Consider the following 24,772-nt stretch of genomic DNA (forward strand, 5'->3'; position numbering starts at 1 on the left):
CGAAGCGGTCGTAAAACCGGGACAGGCGGTTTGCCTGATGAACCGTGGAAGCTGATTTTACGACGGCTACGCCGCCGGACGCAGCCTCGCACGGCTCGTCAGCGACTACAGTTCGCAACCTACCCCTTGTAGTCGCTGACGAGTAGAACGAGGCTGCGATCGATCGCGAATCGGTCGCAAAACCGGTACATGCGGTTTGCCTGATTAACCGTGGAAGCTGATCTTACGACGGCTACGCAGCCGGACGCAGCCTCGCACGGCTCGTCAGCGACTACAGTTCGCAACCTACCCGCTGTAGTCGCTGACGAGTAGAACGAGGCTGCGATCGATCGCGAAGCGGTCGTAAAACCGGGACACGCGGTTTGCCTGATGAACCGCGGAAGCTGATCTTACGACGGCTACGCCGCCGGACGCAGCCTCGCACGGCTCGTCAGCGACTACAGTTCGCCACCCCCCCCTTGTAGTCGCTGACGAGTAGAACGAGGCTGCGATCGATCGCGAAGCGGTCGCAAAACCGGTACACGCGGTTTGCCTGATGAACTGTGGAAGCCGACTTTACGACTGCTACGCAGCCGGACGCAGCCTCGCACGGCTCGTCAGCGACTACAGTTCGCAACCTACCCCTTGTAGTCGCTGACGAGTAGAACGAGGCTGCGATCGATCGCGAAGCGGTCGCAAAACCGGTACACGCGGTTTGCCTGATTAACCGTGAAAGCTGAGCTTACGACTGCTTCGCAGCCTCGCACGGCTCGTCAGCGACTACAGATTGGTAGCTGCAACTCCTCGCAACAACATTAAGCAAAATTTAATTGATAGCCCCCTAACAAAAAGCGCAGGCTAGAGGGCTTGGTTACGCTTTGTATCATTCCGGATGATATTGATCTTCGCTGGGTTCGATTCGTTCCCCGGCACGCGCGCCAGCATTATCCGCCCATCTCAATAGATTGGCGGACTCCCCCTCATGGAACAGTCACTTAAACATTTGCGCTTCCCACTCGCGGCTTTGGCCATCGTGGTGATGAGTGCATGCGGCAAAACCCCGGACGCGACTGCTCCTGCTCCCGCTGCAAAAGTCAGTGTGGCCAAGGTGCTTGAACAGCCGGTCAATGAATGGGACGAGTTCACCGGTCGCCTTGAAGCTCCGGAAACAGTCGAAATACGTCCACGCGTGTCGGGCCAGATTGATCAGGTCGCCTTTAACGAGGGCGCCCTGGTGAAAAAGGGCGACCTGCTGTTCCAGATCGACCCTCGCCCCTTCCAGGCTGAAGTCCGCCGCCTTGAAGCCCAAGTGCAACAAGCCCGCGCCAACGCCACCCGCACCGAAAACGAAGCCCAGCGCGGTGAGCGCCTGCGCCAGAGCAATGCGATCTCCGCTGAACTGGCCGACTCACGCAGCACCGCAGCCCAGGCTGCACGTGCCGGTGTCGCTGCCATCCAGGCGCAACTGGACCTGGCAAAGCTCAACCTGAGCTTTACCCGCGTAACCTCCCCAATCAGTGGCCGCGTCAGCCGTGCCGAAATCACCGCGGGCAACATCGTCACCGCTGATGTCACGCCACTGACCAGCGTGGTGTCTACCGACAAGGTGTACGCCTACTTCGATGCCGACGAGCGCGTGTTCCTCAAATACAACCAGCTTGCCCGTCAGGGTCAACGCGGCCAGAGCACCCCGGTCTATCTCGGCCTGTCCAACGAAGACGGCAACCCGCACCTGGGCCAGATGAACTTCGTCGACAACCAGGTCAATCCGCAGACGGGCACCATCCGTGGTCGCGCGGTGTTCGACAACGCCGACGGCAACTTCACGCCGGGGCTGTATGCACGGCTCAAGCTGGTGGGCAGCGGTACCTACTCCGCCGTACTGATCAATGAAGAAGCGGTCGGTACCGACCTGGGCAAAAAATTCGTGCTGGTGATGGGTGCCGACAACAAGTCGGTCTACCGCGCCGTGGATCTGGGTCCGAAAATCGAAGGCCTGCGTATTGTTCGCAGCGGCCTGAGCAAGGACGACACGATCATCGTCAAGGGCTTGCAGAAAGTGCGCCCCGGTTCGCCGGTAGCCCCTGAAGTGATCCCGATGGCCAACGAGCAGACCCTCGCCGCACTGGCACAACAACGACAAGCCCTGGAAGCCAGCAACCTGCCTCAAATCAAGCCCGCCCCTGGCGCGCCGAAGTTGGCCAGTGTCGCGACTCCTCGCGGTTAAGGGACGATAACTCCGATGAATTTTTCCCAGTTCTTCATTCAGCGGCCGATTTTCGCCGCTGTACTTTCCTTGCTGATTTTGATTGCGGGCGGCATTTCGCTGTTCCAGTTGCCGATCAGTGAATACCCGGAAGTGGTCCCGCCTACCGTTGTCGTGCGCGCCAACTTCCCCGGCGCCAACCCCAAAGTGATCGGCGAAACCGTCGCGGCGCCACTGGAGCAGGCCATCACCGGTGTTGAAAACATGTTGTACATGTCTTCGCAGTCCACCGCTGACGGCAAGATCACCCTGACCATCACCTTTGCCCTGGGCACTGACCTGGACAACGCCCAGGTGCAGGTGCAAAACCGGGTGACCCGCACCCAGCCCAAGCTGCCCGAGGAAGTGACGCGCATCGGTATTACGGTGGACAAGGCATCGCCCGACCTGACCATGGTTGTGCACTTGACCTCACCGGACCAGCGTTACGACATGCTGTACCTGTCCAACTACGCCATCCTCAACATCAAGGATGAACTGGCGCGGCTCAACGGTATCGGCGATGTGCAGATGTTCGGTATGGGTGACTACTCGCTGCGGGTATGGCTTGATCCCAACAAAACCGCGTCGCGCAACCTGACCGCCACCGATGTGGTGACGGCCATCCGCGAACAGAACCGTCAGGTCGCCGCCGGTGCCCTGGGTGCTCCGCCTGCCCCCAATGCGTCCAGCTTCCAGCTGTCGGTCAACACCCAGGGCCGCCTGGTCACTGAAGAAGAGTTCGAAAACATCATCATCCGCGCAGGCGATGATGGCCAGATCACTCGCCTCAAAGACATTGCCAGGGTCGAACTGGGTTCCAGCCAGTACGCGCTGCGCTCGCTGCTGAACAACCAGCCGGCGGTGGCGATCCCGATCTTCCAGCGTCCCGGCTCCAATGCGATCCAGATCTCCAATGACGTTCGCGCCAAGATGGCCGAGCTGAAGAAGGGCTTCCCCGAAGGCATGGACTTCGACATTGTCTACGACCCGACGATCTTCGTTCGTGGTTCGATTGAGGCGGTGGTCCATACCCTGTTTGAAGCACTGATCCTGGTTGTACTGGTTGTTATCCTGTTTCTGCAAACCTGGCGCGCTTCGATTATCCCGCTGGTCGCTGTGCCTGTATCGCTGATCGGTACGTTCGCAGTGATGCACATGTTTGGCTTTTCGCTCAACGCGTTGTCGCTGTTCGGTCTGGTACTGGCCATCGGGATCGTGGTGGACGATGCGATTGTGGTGGTGGAAAACGTCGAGCGAAATATCGAGCTGGGGCTCAACCCCGTGGACGCTACCAAGCGGGCCATGCGCGAAGTGACCGGGCCGATCATCGCCACCGCCCTGGTGCTGTGCGCGGTGTTTATTCCGGCTGCATTTATCTCGGGCCTGACCGGCCAGTTCTATAAGCAGTTCGCCCTGACCATTGCCATTTCCACAGTCATCTCGGCCTTTAACTCGCTGACGCTGTCCCCGGCACTGGCCGCGGTATTGCTCAAAGGTCATCACGCGCCCAAAGACCGCTTTACCCGCGTGCTGGATCGCCTGTTCGGCAGCTGGCTGTTTGGTCCGTTCAACCGCTTCTTCGTCAAGGCCAGTAACGGCTATGTGGGCACGGTGCGCCGGATCATTCGTGGCAGCGGTATCGCCATGCTGGTGTATGCAGGTCTGATGGCGCTGACCTGGGCAGGTTTTGCCCACACGCCAACCGGCTTTGTACCGCCGCAAGACAAGCAATACCTGGTGGCCTTCGCGCAACTGCCGGACGCTGCAAGCCTGGATCGCAGTGAAGAAGTGATCAAGCGCATGTCGGAGCTGGCCCTCAAGCAGCCTGGCGTTGCCAACTCGATCGCCTTCCCAGGCCTGTCGATCAACGGCTTCACCAACAGCCCGAACAGCGGCATCGTGTTTGTTGCGCTCAAGGACTTTGATCAACGCAAAGACCCGAGCCAGTCTGCCGCTGCCATTGCCGCCACGTTGAACGCAGAGTTTGCCGATATCCAGGAAGCCTACATCGCCATCTTCCCGCCGCCTCCGGTACAGGGGCTGGGCACCATCGGCGGTTTCCGCCTGCAGGTCGAGGACCGCGCAGGTCTGGGCTATGACGAGCTGTACAAAGAAGTGCAGAACGTGATCACCAAGAGCCGCAGCGTGCCGGAACTGGCCGGGTTGTTCACCAGCTATCAGGTCAACGTACCGCAAGTCGATGCAGCCATCGACCGTGAAAAAGCCAAGACCCACGGCGTGGCCATCAGCGACATCTTCGACACCCTGCAAATCTATCTGGGTTCGCTGTATGCCAACGATTTCAACCGCTTCGGTCGTACTTATCAGGTCAACGTGCAAGCCGAACAGCAGTTCCGCCTGGAGCCCGAGCAGATCGGCCAGCTGAAAGTGCGTAACAACAAGGGCGAAATGATCCCGCTGGCGACCTTTATCAAGGTCAGCGACACCGCCGGGCCCGATCGCGTGATGCACTACAACGGCTTTGTCACCGCAGAAATCAACGGCGGCGCAGCACCGGGCTACAGCTCGGGCCAGGCAGAAGCGGCGATGGAAAAACTGCTGAAGGAAGAGCTGCCCAACGGCATGACCTTCGAGTGGACGGAGCTGACGTATCAGCAAATCCTTTCGGGCAATACCGCGCTGTTCGTGTTCCCGCTCTGTGTTCTGCTGGCGTTCCTGGTACTGGCCGCCCAATACGAAAGCTGGAGCCTGCCACTGGCGGTGATCCTGATTGTGCCCATGACCCTGCTGTCAGCCATTACCGGTGTGATTCTGTCGGGGGGTGACAACAACATCTTCACCCAGATCGGATTGATCGTCCTCGTGGGGTTGGCGTGCAAGAACGCGATCTTGATTGTGGAGTTTGCCAAGGACAAACAGGAAGAAGGCATGAGCCCGCTGGATGCGGTACTTGAAGCCTGCCGCCTGCGTCTGCGGCCGATCCTGATGACCTCTTTCGCTTTCATCATGGGCGTGGTGCCTCTGGTGCTGTCCAGCGGTGCAGGTGCAGAAATGCGCCACGCCATGGGTGTTGCGGTGTTCTCCGGGATGCTCGGGGTGACCTTCTTCGGCCTGCTGCTGACGCCTGTGTTCTATGTCTTGATCCGCCGTTATGTGGAGCGCAGTGAAGCGCGCAAAGCGGCCAAGCACCTCAAGCTGGAGTCGCAACAATGAGCGTGAAAGTTTTTCTGCCGAGTCTGTTGGTGCTGGCCTTGAGCGCTTGCGCCGTAGGCCCGGACTACAAGACCCCGGCCACAGAGCCTGCCCATATCAGTGCCGATAACCTGAAGGGCTTTGACCGGGCGCACTTTGAAGGGATCTGGTGGCAGCAGTTCGACGACCCGACCCTCAACCAGCTGGTGACTCAGTCACTGGCCGGCAACCGCGAGTTGCGCGTGGCCTTTGCCCGCCTGCGTGCAGCCCGGGCGATTCGCGATGACGTCAGCAATGACATCATGCCGACCATCACCAGCCGTGCCAGCAGCGATGTCGGCAAGGGCCAGATTCCGGGCCAGACCGAAAAGCGGGTCAACAGTGAACGCTATGACCTGGGCCTGGACATGGCCTGGGAAGTCGACCTGTTTGGTCGTATCCAGCGTGAACTGGAGGCCAGCGATGCCGACGAGCAAGTGGCTGCAGCGGATCTGTACCAGCTGCAAGTGACCATGATTGCCGAACTGGTGGATGCCTACGGTGAATTGCGCGGCGCCCAACTGCGTGAGCGGATTGCCCTGGCCAACTTGAAGAACCAGCAAGACTCCAAGGCCATTACCGAAAGCCTGCGTGACGCAGGTGTTGGCGATCAACTGGACGTCATGCGTGCCGACGCCCGCCTGGCCGCGGTTGAGGCCAGCGTGCCGCAACTGCAGGCCGAGCAGGTGCGTGAGCGCAATCGCATCGCCACTCTGCTGGGCCAGCGCCCTGAGCAGCTCAGCGTTGACTTGAGCCCGGCGCAGTTGCCGGCCATTGCCAAGGCACTGAACATCGGCAACCCCGGCGATTTGCTGCAGCGCCGGCCCGACATCCTGAGTGCCGAGCGCAAGCTGGCAGCCGCCACTGCCCGGATCGGGGTGGCCAAGGCCGATTTGTTCCCTCGGGTCAGCCTGAGTGGTTTTCTCGGTTTTACCGCCGGACGCGGCTCGCAAATAGGCTCGGCTGCAGCCAATGCCTGGGCGCTGGGCCCGCGCATTACCTGGCCGGCGTTTGACCTGGGCAGCGTGCGTGCGCGTCTGCGCGGTGCCGGTGCAGAGGCTGATGGCGCACTGGCCAGTTACGAGCAGCAGGTGCTGTTGGCGCTGGAAGAGTCCGAAAACGCATTCAGCGATTACGGCAAGCGCCAGCAACGTCTGGTCTCGTTGATTCGTCAAAGCGAATCCAGCCGGATCGCAGCGGATCTGGCTGCTATTCGCTATCGCGAAGGCACGGTGGACTTTCTGGTGCTGCTCGACGCCCAACGGGAGCGACTGGCCGCAGAAGACAGCCAGGCCCAGGCCGAGGTTGAGCTGTATCGCGGCGTAGTAGCGATTTACAAAGCACTGGGTGGTGGCTGGCAAGCCGAGACCGTCGCCAGCGCACACTGATTCAAGAGCTCCTTTGGTTGGCCGCAACCAACCAATTTTTAGCCCCGCGCTCATTCGGTCGCGGGGCTTTTTTTTGCCCGTAACAGCTGTCGAAGGCTGCGTTTGACTCCAGCCCCCGACTCACCCACTCTTGCACCCCATATGCACGCATGCTTCTGGATATTGGATGACCCAGCCTCGCCGCTACCTCGCAATCAGCTTTCTGTCAGCGCTCATCGCCGCCGGTCTTTGGTATTCGATGCGCCCTGATCCTGCCGTTCCCACGCAATCCGTCAGTCAACGATTCTCCATCGCCCTGGACATGGCCCAAAACGGCAAGCCCGGCGCCGCCCGCGTGCTCTATCAGCAACTGGCCCGCAAGGACTTGTCAGATACCCGGCGCGCCAGCCTGCATGCCGAGCTGCCCAATTACCCAAGCCCGCTGGCACTGAAACTGGCAGACGCTGACTTGCATAACCCCTCGCCCGTGGTACGCATAGCCGCGATCCAGAGCATTGTCGGCCTGGTGCCCAACGCCCAGCGCACGTTGCTGCTGGGCCCGCTGCTGGATGACACCGAACAGAGTGTGCGCTTTGCCGCCGCCAATGCCCTGCTCGGCCTGTCGCCGGACGAACAGGGGCTGTACTTCGGCCCGTTGCAGCAAGTGATCGACGAATTCGAGCGCGACCTCAAAACCAGGCCCGACGATCCGCAGGCACAGGGCCAACTCGCCCGTCTGTATTTGCACGAAGGTCAACTGGACGAAGCCCAGGCCGCACTGGAGCAAGTCACCCGCCTGGACCCGGACAACCTCAAGGCAGTCGTCGCGCAGATCGAGCTGCTGGAAAAACGCGGCAAGGACGAGCAGGCGCGACAGATGCTGGCCAGGCAGCTTGAAGCCCATCCCGATTCCGCGTACCTGCAACATGCCCTGGGGATCTGGCTGCTAAACCATGGCCAGACGGAATACGCCCTGCTGGGCCTGGCCAAGGCCGTTGAGCTGGAACCGGACAACAGTGATTACCGGTACAAGCTGGCGACCGCCCTCCATGACCTGGACCAGCTTGAAGCCGCGCAACGCCAGCTCGAAGAGCTGCTGCAACGCCAACCGGCCAATCGCAAGGCGCGGGTATTGTTGATCGGCTACTGGAAAGAAGCCGGGCAATTGCAGAATGTTCAGGTGCTGCTGGCGCAGCTTGAGCAGATGAACCCTGATGACCCGTCGTTGCAGCAGGGTTTGTGATTCATATCCCCTGTGAGAGCGGGCATTCAGGCCAATAGTTTCTGGATCTGCTCTTGCAGGGTATCGAGGTCGAACGGCTTGGCCAGGATCGGCGCCGTCAGGGTGATCGGGCTGCCCGTATCACGGATCTCGGCAGGGTAGCCGCTGATAAAAATAACTTTCAGGTCAGGCCGCAGCTTCAACGCTGGCTCGGCAATCTGCACCCCGGATATTCCGCCCGGCAGGCGGAAGTCGGTCACCATAAGGTCCAGATGGGGCTTGCTCGCCAGAATCTCGAACGCCTGTTCGCCGTTTTCGGCCTGCAATACCCGGTAGCCTTCGCCGGACAGGTAGGCGCTGAGGACCATCAGGATCGAGGGGTCATCTTCGACAATCAAAACAACATCTTGCGCATCTTCACTCATGGGAAACCTTAATTCATGCCGTCGCTGCCAGTATGACCCCGAGCGCGGTCATAGGTTGCGCCGAGTTTAAGTCTTTTGTGCAAGCGGCAGGCAAACCCTGAACAAGGCGCCCTCACCCAGTTCGCTCTGCACGCTGATGGTGCCGCTGTGTGCCGCGACGATCTGTTCCGAGATAAACAACCCCAGGCCAAGCCCGGCAGCCACCTGACTGGCTGAAACCCGCTCAAATTGCTGGAACACCCGCTGCTGGTTTTCCTGGCTGATGCCGATGCCCTGATCGCGCACATCCACGACAGCTTGATCACCGTCCATATACACAGACACATCAATGGGCTTTTTAGCACCGTAACGCAAGGCATTGGTCAGCAGATTGGAAATCACTTGCTCAATTCTGAACTCGTCCCACTGCCCCACTACGGGTTTTTGTGCTGTGAAGCTGACACTCGATTGCGCAGCGCTGATCTGGGCCGCGAAATTCTCCAGCAATTGCCCGACTGTACGGGCCAAATCAAACTCGGCAGGCCTGATCGACAGCTTGCCGGTGCGGATACGCGACACGTCGAGCATGTCTTCGATCAGGCGGATCAGGCTCTGGATCTGACGCTCATCACGATCGACCATGGCGTGCATCTTTTCCAGGGTGAACGCCGCCGCGTTGTCGCGGGCCAGGTGCATCTTGCGCAACTGGGTTTCCAGGATCAGCCCGTTGAGCGGCGTGCGCACTTCATGGGAGACGATCGACATAAAGTCGTCACGCATGCGCACCGCGCGCTCAAGCTCGACCTGGGTCAGTTGCAACTGCGCAAGCAAGGTCTCCTGCTCGCGACGGCTCTGTTCCAGGGCCTCGACCTGCTGCTTCATGGCCTTGCTCTGGCGATAAAGCTCGACGAAGACATTGACCTTGCTTTTGACCGCGTGGATATCCAGCGGTTTGTGCAGAAAGTCCACCGCACCGCTTTCATAGCCCTTGAAGGCATAGTTCATCTCGCGCCCTGCGGCACTGACAAACACGATGGGGATGTTTTTGGTCTTGGCCGTGCCGCGCATCAACTCGGCCAGCTCAAAACCGTTCATGCCGGGCATTTGCACGTCAAGAATGGCCATCGCAAACTCATGCTGCAACAGCAACGACAGCGCCTCATCCGCAGACAAGGCCTTGTACACGATGCGATCTTCGCGCTTGATCAGTGCTTCGAGCGCCAGCAGGTTTTCCGGCAGGTCATCGACGATCAGCAGCTTGGCTTGAATTTCGTTTAGTAGCATTGGCTATGTTCCAGCTCGACAAGCAGACGGCCGATGCCGCGCAAAGGAAGGATGCAGTCCGGTTGAAAAAGGTCCAGTGCCGCACGGGGCATGGTCGCAACCTGTGCCTCGTCAGGATCCTGGACAATGGTCAGGCCGCCCGACTGCTGGACCACGCTCAGCCCCTGGGCACCATCCCGATTGGCGCCCGTCAGTAAAATGGCAGCCAGACGCTGTTGATACACATCGGCCGCGGATTCGAACAGGTAGTCAATGGCAGGTCGCGAGTAATGCACCGGCTCCTCCTGGCTCAAGGAAAAACTGTGATCCTGCTCAATCGAAACGTGATACCCGGGGCCAGCAAAGTACAGGGTGCCCGGCACAATCGGCTGTTTGTCCTGAACCTCCCTGACCGCCAATGGCAAGCGCCGGGCAAACACCTCGGCCAACTGGCTGCGTCGCTCTTCGGGCAAGTGCAGCACCACGATAATCGGCAGCCGGAAGCCAGGTTTGAGCTCGGAAAAAATAGTCAGCAACGCTTCAACCCCGCCCGCAGACGCACCGATCACCACCGCCTCGACAGGTCTGGGATCGGTCAGGTAACGGTCATGGTTTTTCATAGCTTGCGGTAGATCCGTTCTTGCTTGAGCACGGGGGAAAACTGTTTGCTGTAGTCCGAGAAATCCAGGGTCTCCTTGCTCCCAAGCATCAGAAATCCGCGGTGACACAACGACTCCTCGAACAGACCAAAGGCTCTGTTTTGAAGATTCTTATTGAAATAAATCAATACGTTACGACATGAAATTAAATTGGTTTCTGAGAACACGCTATCCGTCGCCAGGCTGTGATCGGCGAAGGTCACGTTCTCGCGCAGCGTCTTGTCAAAAATCGCGTAGTCATAGGCGGCGGTGTAGTAATCGGCAAACGAACGCTGACCACCGGCCTTTTGGTAGTTGTGGGTATAGGTCCGGATATTGTCCAGGGAGAAAATTCCCTGCTTGGCCTTTTCCAGAGAGCGCGGATTGATGTCGGTCGCATAGATGATGGTGCGATCCAGCAGGCCTTCTTCACGCAACAGGATGGCCATTGAATACACCTCCTCGCCGGTGCTGCACCCCGCAATCCAGATCTTGAGCGACGGGTAGGTCTTGAGGATCGGCACCACCTCCTGGCGAATGGCCAGAAAATGCTCCGGGTCGCGAAACATCTCGCTCACTGGAATGGTCAGGAACTGCAGCAACTGCATAAAGGCCGTCGGGTCATGGAGGATGCGCTCCTGCAGGGCCGAAATGGTGCCGCAGTCAAACTGACGCAATGCATGATTGACCCGGCGCTTGATCGAGGCGCCGGAGTAATCGCGAAAGTCATAACTGTATTTGAGATAGATCGCTTCGATCAGCAGCCTTAACTCGATGTCAGTGTTTCGTTGCACTTAGAGTCGTTCCATTTTCGGTAGCCAGACCCGGATCAACGAAAACAGTCGATCCAGATCAATCGGTTTGGCCAGGTAGTCATTGGAACCTGCCTGCAGGCAGCGCTCCTGATCGTCCTTCATTGCCTTGGCCGTGACCGCAATGATCGGCAGCTTGCGCCAGCGCGGGTTTTTGCGGATTTCGACGGTTGCTTCGTAGCCATCCATCTCGGGCATCATCACGTCCATCAACACCAGGTCGATATCTTCCACTTCGTCCAGGCGCTCGATGGCTTCGCGTCCATTGCGACCGATGACCACAATGGCGCCCTTCTGTTCCAGCGCACTGGTCAGGGCAAAGATGTTCCGTACGTCGTCATCCACCAGCAAAATCTTGCGGCCCTCGAACACCTTGTCGCGGCTGCGAGCGGTCTTGAGCATCGTCTGCCGATCATGGGACAACTGAGATTCGACTTTGTGCAGAAATAATGTCACTTCATCGAGCAACCGCTCGGGTGAGCGGGCGCCCTTGATGATGATGGAGCGCGAATACTTGCGCAGCTCGGCTTCTTCATCCCGGGTCAGATTGCGCCCGGTGTAGACGATCACCGGCGGGAACGAGCAGATATCTTCGGTCGACATGCGCTTGAGCAGGTCGTTGCCCAGCATGTCCGGCAACTTGAGGTCGATGATCATGCAGTCGTAAACAGTGGTGCGCAGCAGGTCGAGCGCCTCCTGGGCATAGCCGACCGCGGTGATCTCGATGTCATCGTCGCCGATCAGGCGGGCAATGCTGTCGCGCTGCAAGTCATCATCCTCGACCAGCAGCACACGCTTGACCTTCTGCGTCAGCTTGGCCTCCAGGCGGGCGAACACATTTCTCAGCTCTTCACGGGTCGTCGGCTTCAAGGCGTACCCCACCGCCCCCATGTGCATCGCGGCTTCAACCCGGTCCTCGGCGGAAATCACGTGAACCGGTATATGCCGCGTCGACGCCATTGCCTTCAGGCGCTGCAACACCGTGAGCCCCGGATGGTCCGGCAAGCGGATGTCCAGCAGGATTGCATCGGGAATGAACTGCACCGCCAGGCTGAAACCTTCGTCCGCACCATGGGCAACCAGGCAGCGATAGCCCAATTCATGTGCAAGATCGAAGAGGATCTGTGCAAAGTTGGGTTCATCTTCAATCACCAAAATACAGCGCGTGGTAAATGGAGCCTGCTCGCGGTCATCCATGAAGCGCTCAATCACCGCCGCAGGCTCAACAGCAAGCAGCGGCCGGGGCTCAGGTACCCGCACTGCAACCCGTGGCGCGGGGCCAACCGGCAGTTGCACGGGTTCTTCGCCGTGCTCCACAAATTGCTGTGGCAGGATCAGGGTAAAGATACTGCCCTTGCCCGGCTCGCTGCTGACATCGATCGAACCGCCCAGCAATGTCGCCAGATCACGGGAGATCGACAGGCCCAGCCCTGTGCCGCCGTAGCGGCGGTTGGTGGTGCCGTCGGCCTGACGGAAGGCTTCGAAAATGGAGTCTTGTTGCTCCACGGAAATGCCGATACCGGAATCGCTCACGGTAAAGGCAATCCCTTCGCCCGGCTGACAGGATACCGTCAGGCTGACCTGGCCTTGCTCCGTGAACTTGACCGCGTTGGACAGCAAATTCTTGAGGATCTGCTCCAGACGCTGGCTGTCGGTGTAGATCATGGGCGGCGTGCCGGGCTGCAACTGGACCTCAAAGCCCAGGGACTTGTCGCCCGCCAGCGGCTGGAACATGTTGCGCAACCCTTCGACCACCCGTGCCACGCTGGTGTGCTCAGGGCGCACTTCGAGCTTGCCGGCTTCTACCTTGGAAATGTCCAGGATGTCGTTGATCAGGTTAAGCAGGTCATTGCCCGCCGAGTAAATAGACTCGGCAAACTTGACCTGTTCTGCGCTGAGGTTCTGCTGCGGGTTTTCGGACAGCAGCTTGGCCAGAATCAAGGAGCTGTTCAGCGGCGTGCGCAGCTCGTGGGACATGTTGGCCAGGAATTCGGACTTGTACTTGCTGGAGCGTTGCAGCTCTTCAGCCCGCTCTTCAAGTTGCACCTGGGCCTGGTTGAGTTCGGTGTTCTTGCGGTCCATTGCATCCCGCTGGCCGGCCAACTCTTCGTTGGTCTGCTCCAGCTCGGCCTGCTGGGTTTCGAGGCTGGTCTGGGACTCTTTGAGAATGCGCGACTGCTCTTCGAGTTCCTCGTTGGCGGTCTTGAGTTCCTCCTGCTGCACCTGCAGTTGCTCATTGAGCTGCTGGGTTTCGGCCAGCACCTCTTGCAGGCGCTGGCGATAGCGCGCCGCTTCAATCGACATGCCGATGTTGTCGGCGATCAATTCGAACAGCTCTATGTCTCGCTCGCTCAGGGGCCTGAGGAAGCCCAGCTCGATGACCCCGTTGACCCGATCATCATCACTGGTGGGCACCACCAGCACACTGCGAGGGCTGCCTTCGCCCAACCCGGAGCTGACCCTGGAAAAATAGTCGGCGGGTACGTTGTCCAGGCGAATCAACTGATCCTGCTTGACTGCCTGCCCGATAATCCCTTCGCCATTGTGAATCAGTTGGCCCTGCGCCTCTTGCTCGCGGGAAAAGCCATAACTGGCCACACGCTTGAGATCGCCGTGATCTTCACGCACATAGACGGCCGCCACCACGGATCCCAGGTACTGGGCACAGAACTGCAGGATGTTGTGGCCCAACATGTTGAGCGTCAGGCGCCCCAGCACCTGCTCCGCCAGCTCGGTCTGACCGTTGCGCAGCCAGGCCTGTTGTTCCAGGCGCTGGGCAGTATTGATCTGCGACTCGAAGGCATTGTTGTAACTCTTTGAAAGTTCAAGCAAATCGCGACGACCGATATAGGCCAAAAAGCCGCTCAAACCCAGCACGAAAATCAGATACAGGCCAATACTGATGATCGTAGTGCGACTCACCTCTTCGCTGCGAGCCACCCGTAGCTGCTGTTCCATCTGAATGAAGTCGTCATATTCCTTGCGGATTTCATCCGCCAGGCGCTTGCCCCGCCCCGCCTGTATGGCCGCACGGTAATCGCCGTCCTGACGGCGCAGATCGACCATCGACTGGGCGTAGGCATTCCACTCATTTTGCAACGCCTCAAGGCGTTTCAGCCGGTCGACCTGCTGCGGGTTGTCGCTGACCAGCTCCTGCAACCCCTTCAACTGGAGCGCAATTTGCGGCTTGGCAACGGCATAGGGGTCCAGAAAATGCTCATCGCCCGTAATCAGGAACCCGCGCATGCCGCTTTCAAGATCCACCGTCAGCCGCACGGCGTCGTTGGTATTACTGATAACCCGGTCGCTGTGCTCCACCCACCTGATCACTGATAACAAATAGCTGACCATGATCACGAATAACGCGGCACTGAGCACGCCGACAGCCAAGGGCAAGCCAACGTTGCGACTCAGAAGCTTGCGAAAGCTTCGCTCATCAATTGATACAGGTGAGTTCATTTTCAGGCCTGTGGGCAGTCTTAAAAAACTGGAGTTTGCCGGATTACCGAGCAATAGTTCTATTTTCTTACCCGACAAAGAACATTTTCGTACAAAGAGGCACATTCAGATGCTGGGCAAGGCTATCCTTGCTGCAGTGAGACCCACGCTTACATTTTTTATCGAGATCATGATTATGTCCGCAACACCCTCCACCATCCTGGTGGTCGAAGACGACGCCATTGTTCGGATGCTGATCGTAGACGTGCTCCAAGAACTGGACTTCAGCGTACTTGAAGCCGACGGCAGCGAGCAGGCCATGGAACTGCTGGAGAATGCGGCCCAGCCCATTGACCTGCTGATGACCGACGTAGGGTTGCCGGGCATGGACGGCCGGGAGCTGGCAGCCAAGGCCCGCCAATTGCGCGAAAAAATGCCCATCCTGTTTGCCAGCGGCTATGCCGAAACCCTTGAGGTCGCAGAAGGCATGGCGGTGATTGGCAAACCTTTCTCCATTGATCAGTTGCGCGACAAAGTCAAAAGCCTGCTGACCGCCTGACGTGTAGTCGCTGCCGCAGGCTGCGAGGGCTGCGTAGCGGCCCCGCTTTTTGAAGCTCCTGCGGCCCTTATCGCAGCCTGCGGCAGCGACTACACCCCCCCTTTAAATTGACGACACTCCTGGGCTGTGGTTTCCTACACATCTTGTATCAGGTGCCCTTCACAGGGTGAAACGGGAAACCGGTGCGTCAGGCGTTAGTCCTGGCAAGTCCGGCGCTGCCCCCGCAACGGTAAGCGAGAGAAACATCAAATCCACTGTGCCGAGTGCATGGGAAGGAGATGTTTGCAGGCTCAACCCTTGAGCCCCTCGCAAGCCCGGAGACCGGCCTGGTTATTTTGAATAACAAACCCGCGGTGGGCGGGCGCTGTTAAACCCTGCGGGCTTCGTTCGCGGGGTTTTCTTGCGCTTTGCTGCCCGTCGTCCGACCTGAGGCAAGCGCCATGTCTATCAGCACCAGCCGTACCCATTCCGCCGCGACCACTGCCACCCAAAGCCAACGCATTGTGGCGGCTGTCGGTGCTGCGGTACTGGGGGCTTTTCTCGTCTACTTCGCCGGGTTCTCCCATATCGATGCGGTTCACAATGCGGCCCATGACACCCGTCACAGCTCCGCCTTCCCGTGCCATTGAGACTGCCTGCCATGATTAAGCGTATCGCCCAAACCGCAGGCTTCACCGGCTTGCTGGCCGCCCTGCTGCTGACCCTGCTGCAAAGCCTGTGGGTGTCGCCGCTGATTTTGCAGGCCGAAACCTACGAAAAACCTGCCGCCACAGAAGTACACGAGCATGCCGACATGGCCATGCCAGCCCATGAGCACGACGCCGAGGCCTGGGAGCCGGAAGATGGCTGGCAGCGCGTGCTGTCTACCACTGGCGGCAATCTGGTGGTTGCTGTGGGTTTTGCCTTGATGCTGGCCGGCCTTTACACCTTGCGTGCCCCGACGCGCACTTCCCAGGGCCTGCTCTGGGGCCTTGCCGGTTATGCGGTGTTCTGCCTGGCGCCGACCCTGGGCCTGCCACCCGAGTTGCCGGGCACTGCAGCGGCAGATTTGCTGCAGCGTCAAATCTGGTGGGTCAGCACCGCAGCTTCGACCGCGGTAGCAATCGCGCTGATGGTATTTGGCAAGCACTGGGCGCTGAAAGTGCTGGGCGTGGCGATTCTGGTGGTTCCGCATATTTTTGGCGCACCCCAGCCACTGGTGCATTCAAGCCTGGCCCCGGCCGAGCTGGAGTCGCAGTTCAAGATTGCCTCGCAACTGACCAACTTCGCCTTTTGGCTGGCCCTCGGCGTGATCAGCGCCTGGCTGTTTCGCCGCAAGTCTGAAGGCCAGTACTCGGCATGACGGCAACCGGCACAGTGCCAATCCTGGTGATTGGCCTGGGCTGTCGCCAAGGTTGCACCGCTGCAGAGCTGTTGAGTCTGATCGAACGCTCTCTGGCCCGGGCCGGGATCCCGCTGAATGCGGTCCGTGCCCTGGCCAGTCTCGATCTCAAGCGCCAGGAACCCGGGCTGCTGCAACTGGCAGCTCGACTGGAACTGGAGCTTGAGGTCTTCAGTGCGCAACAGCTTGCCCCGTACGCCCCTCAGCTGAGCAATCGCTCGAACCTTGTATTCGAGAAAACCGGTTGTTTCGGGATTGCCGAAAGTGCTGCGCTGGCCCTGGCCGAGCGACTCGCGGGGGCACCCGCCACCTTGCTGATTACGCGACAAAAATCACCCGGCGCAACCTTTGCGTTGGCCTGTTTCGAGCAAAACCCGCGATAATCCCCCGCCTCACTATGAGCGTTGTTCAAGAACAGCTCTATCTCAACCCCTTCAAGAGACTGCCATGACTGTTTATTTCATCGGCGCCGGACCCGGCGATCCTGAGCTGATTACCGTCAAGGGCCAGCGCCTGATTCGCAGTTGCCCGGTGATCATTTACGCAGGCTCGCTGGTCCCCGAGGCCGTGCTGCAAGGCCATCAGGCTGAGCAGGTGATCAACAGTGCGCAACTGCACCTTGAGCAGATCATCACCCTGATCAGTGCCGCCGACGCCAAAGGCCAGGACGTGGCCCGCGTACATTCCGGCGACCCCAGCTTGTACGGGGCCATTGGCGAACAGATCCGCTGCTTGCGTGAGCTGGGCATTGACTTTGAGATCATTCCGGGAGTGACTGCTACCGCGGCCTGTGCGGCCATTCTGGGGGCCGAACTGACGTTGCCCGATATTTCGCAAACCGTGATTCTGACCCGTTACGCCGAAAAAACCGTTATGCCAGCCGGAGAAGAACTGGCCAGCCTGGCGCAGCACAAGGCGACCATGGCCATTCATCTGGGGGTCAAGAACCTTGAAAACATCGTTGCGGAACTGATCCCGCACTACGGCAGTGATTGCCCGATTGCAGTGATTCATCGCGCCAGCTGGCCTGACCAGGACTGGGTGCAAGGGACGCTTGCAGACATCGCGGTCAAGGTCCAGGCCAAGGGATTCAGGCGTACGGCGCTGATCCTGGTGGGCCGGGTGCTGGCCAGTGACCGTTTTGGGGACTCGTCGCTGTACCGTGCGGGGCATGCGCATTTGTATCGGCCTTGAACGCTCTCCCCCCTGAGGGAGCGGGCTTGCTCGCGATACGGACGGCGTGGTCTGTCAGGTAGATCCCATTAGGTTCTGCTGCGCCCGCACAATCCGAACCGTGCAGGGCTATCGCGCAGCCATAAAAAAACGGTGCTCACGGGGCACCGTTTTTTCTTCAGCTTCGCAGCGAACGCTCTATTAGTAGTAGGCGTTTTCTTTCTGCGAGTGGTCGGTCACGTCACGTACGCCCTTGAGCTCCGGCACACGCTCAAGCAGGGTGCGCTCGATGCCTTCACGCAACGTCACGTCCGCCTGGCCGCAGCCCTGGCAACCGCCACCGAACTTGAGCACCGCGATACCGTCTTCAACCACTTCAATCAGGCTGACCTGACCGCCGTGGCTGGCCAAACCGGGATTGATCTCGGTTTGCAGGTAGTAGTTGATGCGCTCGTTGATCGGGCTGTCGGCATTGACCATCGGCACTTTGGCGTTTGGCGCCTTGATGGTCAGCTGACCACCCATGCGATCGGTGGCGTAGTCCACCACGGCATCGTCAAGGAAGGGTTCGCTGAACGAATCGATCCAGGCCGTGAAGCTTTTAAGGCCGATGGCGGTATCTTCAGATTTGACTTCAGCCGGCTTGCAGTAAGCAATGCAGGTTTCGGCGTACTGGGTACCGGGTTGGGTGATAAAGACGCGGATGCCGATACCCGGGGTGTTCTGCTTTGACAGCAGATCAGCCAGGTAATCGTGGGCAGCGTCGGTAATCGTTATGGCGCTCATGGAATCTCCTCGCAGACATGGGATGCAGTTTACGCCAATCGGCGCGCCTGACAAAGTCCTAGTGTTTTTGTCAGGAAAGCCACACCCCATGTATCAAATTCTAGTGGCTGATTACAGGTTTTCGTAGCGGTTCATATCCAGCACACCGGCCTCTACCGGGTCGGTTTCGCTGATGTACTGGCCAATATCGTGAAAGTACTGCCAGAACTGTGGATGGCTACGGCGAATCCCCCAGCGCTCGACAATGGTGTCAAAGGTCTCTTGATCCTTGCATTGCTCCATCGCTTCAACAAAGGCCTCAACCTGCCCCGAAGGGATATTGAACATGAAGTTCGGGTAGCTGCTGAGCACCCCGGGGTAGATGGTCAGGGTGTCCAGCCCAGGCTCCAGCCGGTATTCCTCGCCCAGCATGAAGGCCACGTTGGTGTGCGCGCGATTGCGCAGCATGCTGTACATCTCGCGCTTGCCGTCACTTCCCTCGATCCGCAACATGCTGGCTTCTGGCAATTGACTGATGACCGACAGCCCCGCCGCAGGGCGCGAGGTCAGACGGCTCAGTGCCTGCTCGGCGTATTTGAACTCTTGCGGAATGTCGGGGCGTGAACAGTACGCGCCGCTGCAACGGTTGATCGGGTCGGGCCGTGCATTCAGGGTGCCGGCGCGCTCAATCAGCTTGAGCGCAAAGTCACGCTTGGGGTCGGCCGGATCGAGCTTCATGCCGCTCGGCGTGCCGGTGTCGATCTTCTGGTAGTCCATCCACATCTTCAGCTTGCCGCTGTTCTGATACCAGTTGCTCAAGATGCCCGAACGGGCGTCGGCCGGCATCAAGCGCAGGAAGTTGACCTCGGCGCCGTTGCGGATCAAGTCAAAGTACAAGCGTGTCTGGGCCTGATGGGAAACGTTGCCGAACACATCGAAGTTAACCGCCAACTGGTAGTAGGTGCGCTCCAGCAACGGATAGTCGAACAGCCACAGGGTTTGCGGGATTTCGCCGATCAGGCCCTTGCTGACACTGGCGCTGTCGAAGTGACGGAAAACGGTCAACAAGGCGTTGTCGTTGCCGGCCCACAGGGTCGACCAGCTCGGTGGCGGCATGTCGGCATAGGCTTGCTGGCGCAACTTCTCATAGTCATTGCGCTTGTTGCGATAGCGGTGCCACAACGAAATAACACTGCCAACGTCGTCGATCTGGCCGGGCATTGCCAGCAACGGCGTCGCTTCGCCACGATAGGCGGCGTCGGTGACATAGCGGTCATGGGCAGGCTCCTGGAACACGGTCCAGAAGTTGTCGCGAATCACGTCAGTCGCAATCTGCCCACGGCACACCGGCCCACGAATAAAGGTGCGTACGAAATACTCGGCGTTGTCGAGCATGAACTGGTAACGCGCCACCGCCGGAATCGCTTCGAAGACTTCGAACGGGTTGGCCCGGCCTCGAGGCCCGTAGCCCGGCAAGCTGGTGGCGTGCCAGTCACCGCTGTAGAACAGCTGTTTGACCCGTGCAAGTTTCTGCGCCCCCATCGGGTAAGTGATGTGGGTTTTGTGCACGATCACACCCTGAACGGGCATCAACCGGTAGTAAAAACTGGTGCCCGGATCGTCGTTCGGGCGGCGCGTAGCAATCAGGTCAACCGGCTGACCGCTTGGGGTCCGCGAACGCACCCACTGGAAGAAATGCCCCGGCACGCCGTTGTCGAAGTAGGTATGGGCCAGAAACAGATGCTCGTACAACCAGCGCGCCACCAGGGCTTCGGTTGAACCCGGGCGGTTGAGCAACTCTTCCCATTCGCTGATCTGTGCCGCTTCGACCGCAGTCGGCTTGATTGCGTGCTGGTCAACCTTCGCGCCCTGGGCCAGCCAGGTTTGTACGGTGTGGTATTGCGTGTTCGTCAACCCGGTCACGGCCAGCGGCATGCCTTCTTTTGGATGGCGCTGGGCGTAAGCGTCGAACTCCCCCGGCGCCGGACAGACGTTTTCGCGGTTGATGCCCAGGACGATTTCCTCGGGCAATTTGGCATTTGGGGTCAGCGGGGTGCTGTGGCCCAGCTCCAGCATGCGCGCCATCAAGGACGCCTGCGCGCCCTGGGCGTCGACTACCGGGTAGAACCCTTTAAGCCTCCACTCCTGCGGGCCATCGGCATCGAAGAAAATCCGCGTCGGGGCAACGGCATCGACACGATCTCCTTTATAGACCGGCACCTTGCTGGCACCGCGGGTCGCACCCTCCGCGCTTCCCAGGTTCAACTGGCAGGCTGCGTCGTTGCAAGCGTGGCAGGCAACGCACTTTTCGGTGAGGATCGGCTGAATATCCCTGGTGTAGGAAATGACCGGACTAACCAACGGGGCCTGTGCCAACGCTGTACTGCACGCCACCAGCGTCACGGCGCTGGCGAGTAGGCGAAAAAACATGTGCCAGTGTCCTGATATCAAAAATATGTCGCGATTCTACCTGTCGCCGCCCTGTCGCAACATGAATGAAATTCATGTAAATCAGCGAGCGCTCAAATCCCACGCAGGTTTGTTATGATTTCACATCTTTTGCATGGCTCTAACAGGTAGTCCTATGTCTGACCGCAGCGCTCGTCTCCAAGCACTTCAGCAAGCCCTCAAAGAGCGCATTCTGATTCTCGATGGCGGCATGGGCACTATGATCCAAAGCTACCGCCTAGAGGAACACGACTATCGTGGCACACGCTTCGCCGACTGGCCGAGCGACGTCAAAGGCAACAATGACCTTTTGATCCTCAGCCGCCCCGATGTGATCGGAGCCATTGAAAAGGCGTATCTGGACGCTGGTGCCGACATTCTCGAAACCAACACGTTCAACGCCACCCAGGTTTCACAGGCCGACTACGGCATGCAGGCGCTGGCCTACGAACTAAACGTAGAAGGCGCACGCCTTGCGCGCAAGGTGGCCGACGCCAAGACCCTGGAGACCCCGGACAAACCACGATTTGTTGCAGGCGTGCTCGGCCCTACCAGCCGTACCTGCTCGCTGTCGCCGGATGTCAACAACCCGGGTTATCGCAACGTCACCTTCGATGAACTGGTGGAGAACTACACCGAGGCCACCAGAGGCCTGATCGAAGGCGGCTGCGACCTGATCCTGATCGAGACCATTTTCGACACGCTCAATGCCAAAGCCGCGATTTTCGCCGTACAGGGCGTGTTCGAAGAGCTGGGCATCGAGTTGCCGATCATGATTTCCGGCACCATCACCGACGCATCTGGCCGTACCCTGTCAGGCCAGACCACCGAAGCGTTCTGGAACTCCGTGAGCCATGCCAAACCGATCTCGGTCGGTTTGAACTGCGCCCTGGGCGCCAGCGAGTTGCGTCCTTATCTAGAAGAGCTGTCGAACAAGGCCAGCACCTACGTCTCGGCTCACCCGAACGCGGGCCTGCCCAACGAGTTCGGCGAGTACGACGAACTGCCAAGCGAAACAGCCAAGGTCATTGAGGAGTTCGCTCAAAGCGGCTTCCTGAACATTGTCGGTGGTTGCTGCGGCACCACGCCGGGCCATATCCAGGCCATCGCCAATGCCGTGGCCGGTTACGCCCCGCGCCAGATTCCGGACATTCCAAAGGCCTGCCGCCTCTCCGGGCTGGAGCCGTTCACCATCGACCGCAGCTCGTTGTTCGTCAACGTCGGTGAACGTACCAACATCACAGGTTCCGCCCGCTTCGCCCGCCTGATCCGCGAAGACAACTACACCGAAGCCCTGGAAGTGGCGCTGCAACAGGTTGAGGCCGGTGCGCAGATCATCGACATCAACATGGACGAGGGCATGCTGGATTCGAAGCAGGCCATGGTGACCTTCCTCAACCTGATCGCTGGCGAGCCGGATATCTCTCGCGTACCGATCATGATCGATTCTTCCAAGTGGGAAGTGATCGAGGCGGGCCTCAAGTGCATCCAGGGCAAGGGCATCGTCAACTCGATCAGCATGAAAGAAGGCGTCGAGCAGTTCAAACATCACGCCAAACTGTGCAAGCGCTATGGCGCCGCCGTGGTGGTGATGGCCTTCGACGAAGCGGGCCAGGCCGACACCGAAGCCCGTAAAAAGGAAATCTGCAAACGCTCCTACGACATTCTGGTCAATGAAGTGGGCTTCCCGCCGGAAGACATCATCTTCGACCCGAATATCTTCGCCGTGGCCACCGGCATTGAAGAACACAACAACTACGCGGTGGACTTCATCAACGCTTGCGCCTATATCCGCGACGAGCTGCCGTATGCACTGACGTCGGGCGGCGTGTCCAACGTGTCGTTCTCGTTCCGTGGCAACAACCCGGTACGTGAAGCGATCCACTCGGTGTTTTTGCTGTACGCGATCCGCAATGGTCTGACCATGGGTATCGTCAACGCCGGCCAACTGGAGATCTACGACCAGATCCCGACCGAACTGCGCGACGCGGTAGAAGACGTGGTGCTCAACCGCACCCCCGATGCCACCGACAACCTGCTGGCCATTGCCGACAAGTACAAGGGCGATGGCAGCGTCAAGGAAGCCGAAACCGAAGAGTGGCGCAGCTGGGACGTGAACAAGCGTCTGGAGCACGCACTGGTCAAGGGCATCACCACCCATATCGTTGAAGACACTGAAGAGTCGCGCCTGTCCTTCAAGCGCCCGATCGAAGTGATCGAAGGCCCGTTGATGTCGGGCATGAACATCGTCGGCGACCTGTTTGGCGCGGGCAAGATGTTCCTGCCCCAGGTAGTTAAATCCGCCCGCGTGATGAAACAGGCCGTGGCGCATTTGATCCCGTTTATCGAGCTGGAAAAAGGCGACAAGCCGGAAGCCAAGGGCAAGATCCTGATGGCGACCGTGAAAGGTGACGTACACGATATCGGCAAGAACATCGTCGGCGTGGTGCTGGGTTGCAACGGCTACGACATCGTTGACCTTGGCGTGATGGTGCCCGCGGAGAGAATCCTCCAGGTGGCCAAGGAGCAGAAGTGCGACATCATCGGTCTTTCCGGACTGATTACGCCGTCACTGGACGAGATGGTGCATGTTGCCCGTGAAATGCAGCGCCAGAACTTCCATCTGCCCCTGATGATCGGCGGCGCCACGACGTCCAAGGCACACACTGCGGTCAAGATCGAACCCAAGTACCAGAACGATGCCGTGATCTACGTCACCGACGCCTCCCGCGCCGTGGGCGTGGCCACGCAGTTGCTGTCCAAGGAGCTGAAGCCTGCATTCGTTGAGAAAACCCGCCTTGAGTACGTTGAAGTCCGCGAGCGCACCGCCAACCGCAGTGCCCGCACCGAGCGCTTGAGCTACCCCGCCGCCATCGCCAAGAAACCGCAGTTCGACTGGGCCGGCTACCAGCCGGTCAAGCCAACCTTTACCGGTGCCAAGGTGCTGGACAACATCGACCTCAAGGTCTTGGCCGAGTACATCGACTGGACGCCGTTCTTCATCTCCTGGGACCTGGCGGGCAAGTTCCCGCGCATTCTGACCGACGAAGTGGTCGGCGAAGCGGCAACGGCACTGTATGCCGACGCCCAGGAAATGCTCGCCAAGCTGATCGACGAAAAGCTGATCAGCGCCCGTGCGGTGTTCGGTTTCTGGCCGGCCAATCAGGTCAACGATGACGACCTGGAGCTGTACGGCGACGATGGCCAGCCATTGGCCAAACTCCACCACCTGCGCCAGCAGATCATCAAGACCGACGGCAAGCCGAACTTCTCCCTGGCCGACTTCGTCGCACCCAAAGACAGCGGCGTGACCGACTACGTGGGCGGCTTTATCACCACCGCAGGGATCGGCGCCGAAGAGGTGGCCAAGGCTTACCAGGACGCGGGCGACGATTACAACTCGATCATGGTCAAGGCCCTGGCCGACCGTCTGGCCGAAGCCTGCGCCGAGTGGCTGCACCAGCAGGTGCGGACAAACTACTGGGGCTATGCCAAGGATGAAAAGCTGGGTAATGAAGAGCTGATCAAGGAGCAATACAGCGGTATTCGCCCTGCCCCCGGCTACCCCGCGTGCCCGGATCACACCGAAAAAGGCACCTTGTTCCAGTTGCTCGACCCCGAAGCCGAAGAAATGCGCGCAGGCAAAAGCGGCGTGTTCCTCACCGAACACTACGCCATGTTCCCGGCGGCAGCGGTCAGTGGCTGGTACTTCGCTCACCCGCAAGCGCAGTACTTTGCCGTGGGCAAGGTCGACAAGGACCAGATCGCCAGCTACACGGCACGCAAGGGTCAGGACCTGAGCGTGACCGAGCGCTGGCTGGCACCCAACCTGGGCTATGACAACTGAGTAAAACGGGCAGGAGCTGGCGCAAGCCGCTCCTGC

At 59.4% G+C, this 24,772-nt stretch carries 17 protein-coding genes and 1 riboswitch; of the genes, 10 read left to right on the forward strand and 7 right to left on the reverse strand.

The genetic code is table 11. The annotated features are described in order from the left end of the window. Window positions 1-961 precede the first annotated feature (961 nt). The 4 genes from mexE (at window position 962) to KO536_RS22725 (ending at window position 8,029) form a co-directional block, all read left to right on the forward strand. Window positions 962-2,206 (forward strand): multidrug efflux RND transporter periplasmic adaptor subunit MexE, encoded by a 1,245-nt coding sequence (gene mexE / locus KO536_RS22710; RefSeq protein ID WP_219263051.1) that lies wholly within the window; start codon window positions 962-964, stop codon window positions 2,204-2,206. A gap of 15 nt (window positions 2,207-2,221) precedes the next feature. Continuing rightward, window positions 2,222-5,401, forward strand: a complete 3,180-nt coding sequence (locus tag KO536_RS22715; RefSeq protein WP_219263053.1) for an efflux RND transporter permease subunit — start codon at window positions 2,222-2,224, stop codon at window positions 5,399-5,401. Continuing rightward, window positions 5,398-6,807: an efflux transporter outer membrane subunit gene (locus tag KO536_RS22720; protein ID WP_219263054.1), complete on the forward strand. Its 1,410-nt coding sequence runs from the start codon at window positions 5,398-5,400 to the stop codon at window positions 6,805-6,807. Before KO536_RS22715 ends, KO536_RS22720 begins: the two co-directional genes overlap by 4 nt. A 166-nt stretch (window positions 6,808-6,973) precedes the next feature. Next, a complete protein-coding gene (locus tag KO536_RS22725) occupies window positions 6,974-8,029 on the forward strand; it encodes a tetratricopeptide repeat protein (RefSeq protein ID WP_219263055.1) in 1,056 nt (351 codons plus the stop codon). A gap of 26 nt (window positions 8,030-8,055) precedes the next feature. On the opposite strand, the gene KO536_RS22730 is transcribed toward KO536_RS22725, so the two are convergent. The 5 genes from KO536_RS22730 to KO536_RS22750 all read right to left on the reverse strand — a co-directional run bounded on the left by KO536_RS22730 (window position 8,056) and on the right by KO536_RS22750 (window position 14,584). Continuing rightward, window positions 8,056-8,433, reverse strand: coding sequence for a response regulator (locus KO536_RS22730; protein ID WP_003445176.1), 378 nt, complete (start codon window positions 8,431-8,433; stop codon window positions 8,056-8,058). A 66-nt stretch (window positions 8,434-8,499) separates the two neighbouring features. Then, on the reverse strand, window positions 8,500-9,696 hold the full coding sequence (locus tag KO536_RS22735; RefSeq protein WP_219263057.1) for a hybrid sensor histidine kinase/response regulator: 1,197 nt from the start codon (window positions 9,694-9,696) through the stop codon (window positions 8,500-8,502). Then, window positions 9,687-10,295: a chemotaxis protein CheB gene (locus tag KO536_RS22740; RefSeq protein ID WP_133076867.1), complete on the reverse strand. Its 609-nt coding sequence runs from the start codon at window positions 10,293-10,295 to the stop codon at window positions 9,687-9,689. Before KO536_RS22740 ends, KO536_RS22735 begins: the two co-directional genes overlap by 10 nt. Next, the gene (locus KO536_RS22745; RefSeq protein WP_219263058.1) at window positions 10,292-11,107 is read right to left on the reverse strand and encodes a protein-glutamate O-methyltransferase CheR; all 816 of its coding nucleotides are present in this window, start codon (window positions 11,105-11,107) and stop codon (window positions 10,292-10,294) included. Before KO536_RS22745 ends, KO536_RS22740 begins: the two co-directional genes overlap by 4 nt. Beyond that, a complete protein-coding gene (locus KO536_RS22750; RefSeq protein WP_219263060.1) occupies window positions 11,108-14,584 on the reverse strand; it encodes a response regulator in 3,477 nt (1,158 codons plus the stop codon). It abuts the gene before it with no gap. Window positions 14,585-14,759: 175 nt separating this feature from the next. Here KO536_RS22750 and KO536_RS22755 point away from each other — a divergent pair, with 175 nt between their 5' ends. The 5 genes from KO536_RS22755 to cobM all read left to right on the forward strand — a co-directional run bounded on the left by KO536_RS22755 (window position 14,760) and on the right by cobM (window position 17,697). Further along, window positions 14,760-15,122: a response regulator gene (locus KO536_RS22755; protein ID WP_133076870.1), complete on the forward strand. Its 363-nt coding sequence runs from the start codon at window positions 14,760-14,762 to the stop codon at window positions 15,120-15,122. Window positions 15,123-15,255: 133 nt separating this feature from the next. Continuing rightward, window positions 15,256-15,467: riboswitch (cobalamin riboswitch) on the forward strand. A gap of 95 nt (window positions 15,468-15,562) precedes the next feature. After that, window positions 15,563-15,751 carry a CbtB-domain containing protein gene (locus KO536_RS22760; RefSeq protein WP_019827274.1) on the forward strand — a complete coding sequence of 63 codons (189 nt, stop codon included), beginning with the start codon at window positions 15,563-15,565 and terminating at the stop codon, window positions 15,749-15,751. Between the two features lie 11 nt (window positions 15,752-15,762). After that, window positions 15,763-16,464: a CbtA family protein gene (locus KO536_RS22765; protein WP_133076871.1), complete on the forward strand. Its 702-nt coding sequence runs from the start codon at window positions 15,763-15,765 to the stop codon at window positions 16,462-16,464. Then, window positions 16,461-16,886: a cobalamin biosynthesis protein gene (locus KO536_RS22770; protein ID WP_219263062.1), complete on the forward strand. Its 426-nt coding sequence runs from the start codon at window positions 16,461-16,463 to the stop codon at window positions 16,884-16,886. The genes KO536_RS22765 and KO536_RS22770 overlap by 4 nt, the downstream gene beginning before the upstream one ends. 64 nt (window positions 16,887-16,950) lie before the next feature. Next, a complete protein-coding gene (gene cobM, locus KO536_RS22775; RefSeq protein WP_219263063.1) occupies window positions 16,951-17,697 on the forward strand; it encodes a precorrin-4 C(11)-methyltransferase in 747 nt (248 codons plus the stop codon). Between the two features lie 180 nt (window positions 17,698-17,877). Here the strand turns inward: cobM and nfuA are convergent, their stop codons facing one another. Both nfuA and KO536_RS22785 read right to left on the reverse strand, forming a co-directional pair. Beyond that, a complete protein-coding gene (gene nfuA / locus KO536_RS22780; protein WP_019827280.1) occupies window positions 17,878-18,462 on the reverse strand; it encodes a Fe-S biogenesis protein NfuA in 585 nt (194 codons plus the stop codon). A 111-nt stretch (window positions 18,463-18,573) separates the two neighbouring features. Next, on the reverse strand, window positions 18,574-20,871 hold the full coding sequence (locus KO536_RS22785) for a fatty acid cis/trans isomerase (RefSeq protein WP_219263065.1): 2,298 nt from the start codon (window positions 20,869-20,871) through the stop codon (window positions 18,574-18,576). A 154-nt stretch (window positions 20,872-21,025) separates the two neighbouring features. Between KO536_RS22785 and metH the strand changes: the two genes are divergently transcribed. Beyond that, window positions 21,026-24,736, forward strand: a complete 3,711-nt coding sequence (gene metH / locus KO536_RS22790; protein ID WP_219263067.1) for a methionine synthase — start codon at window positions 21,026-21,028, stop codon at window positions 24,734-24,736. Window positions 24,737-24,772 lie beyond the last annotated feature (36 nt).

The organism is Pseudomonas sp. NKUCC02_KPG (assembly GCF_019345465.1).
Lineage (GTDB): Bacteria > Pseudomonadota > Gammaproteobacteria > Pseudomonadales > Pseudomonadaceae > Aquipseudomonas.

Bases quoted from the DNA above. Each gene is read 5' to 3' on its own strand.
- KO536_RS22740 (WP_133076867.1), bottom strand. From the start codon at position 10,295: ATGAAAAACCATGACCGTTACCTGACCGATCCCAGACCTGTCGAGGCG.
- KO536_RS22725 (WP_219263055.1), top strand. From the start codon at position 6,974: ATGACCCAGCCTCGCCGCTACCTCGCAATCAGCTTTCTGTCAGCGCTC.
- metH (WP_219263067.1), top strand. From the start codon at position 21,026: ATGTCTGACCGCAGCGCTCGTCTCCAAGCACTTCAGCAAGCCCTCAAA.
- mexE (WP_219263051.1), top strand. From the start codon at position 962: ATGGAACAGTCACTTAAACATTTGCGCTTCCCACTCGCGGCTTTGGCC.
- KO536_RS22720 (WP_219263054.1), top strand. From the start codon at position 5,398: ATGAGCGTGAAAGTTTTTCTGCCGAGTCTGTTGGTGCTGGCCTTGAGC.
- KO536_RS22765 (WP_133076871.1), top strand. From the start codon at position 15,763: ATGATTAAGCGTATCGCCCAAACCGCAGGCTTCACCGGCTTGCTGGCC.
- cobM (WP_219263063.1), top strand. From the start codon at position 16,951: ATGACTGTTTATTTCATCGGCGCCGGACCCGGCGATCCTGAGCTGATT.
- KO536_RS22760 (WP_019827274.1), top strand. From the start codon at position 15,563: ATGTCTATCAGCACCAGCCGTACCCATTCCGCCGCGACCACTGCCACC.
- KO536_RS22770 (WP_219263062.1), top strand. From the start codon at position 16,461: ATGACGGCAACCGGCACAGTGCCAATCCTGGTGATTGGCCTGGGCTGT.
- nfuA (WP_019827280.1), bottom strand. From the start codon at position 18,462: ATGAGCGCCATAACGATTACCGACGCTGCCCACGATTACCTGGCTGAT.
- KO536_RS22785 (WP_219263065.1), bottom strand. From the start codon at position 20,871: ATGTTTTTTCGCCTACTCGCCAGCGCCGTGACGCTGGTGGCGTGCAGT.
- KO536_RS22755 (WP_133076870.1), top strand. From the start codon at position 14,760: ATGTCCGCAACACCCTCCACCATCCTGGTGGTCGAAGACGACGCCATT.
- KO536_RS22715 (WP_219263053.1), top strand. From the start codon at position 2,222: ATGAATTTTTCCCAGTTCTTCATTCAGCGGCCGATTTTCGCCGCTGTA.
- KO536_RS22750 (WP_219263060.1), bottom strand. From the start codon at position 14,584: ATGAACTCACCTGTATCAATTGATGAGCGAAGCTTTCGCAAGCTTCTG.
- KO536_RS22730 (WP_003445176.1), bottom strand. From the start codon at position 8,433: ATGAGTGAAGATGCGCAAGATGTTGTTTTGATTGTCGAAGATGACCCC.
- KO536_RS22735 (WP_219263057.1), bottom strand. From the start codon at position 9,696: ATGCTACTAAACGAAATTCAAGCCAAGCTGCTGATCGTCGATGACCTG.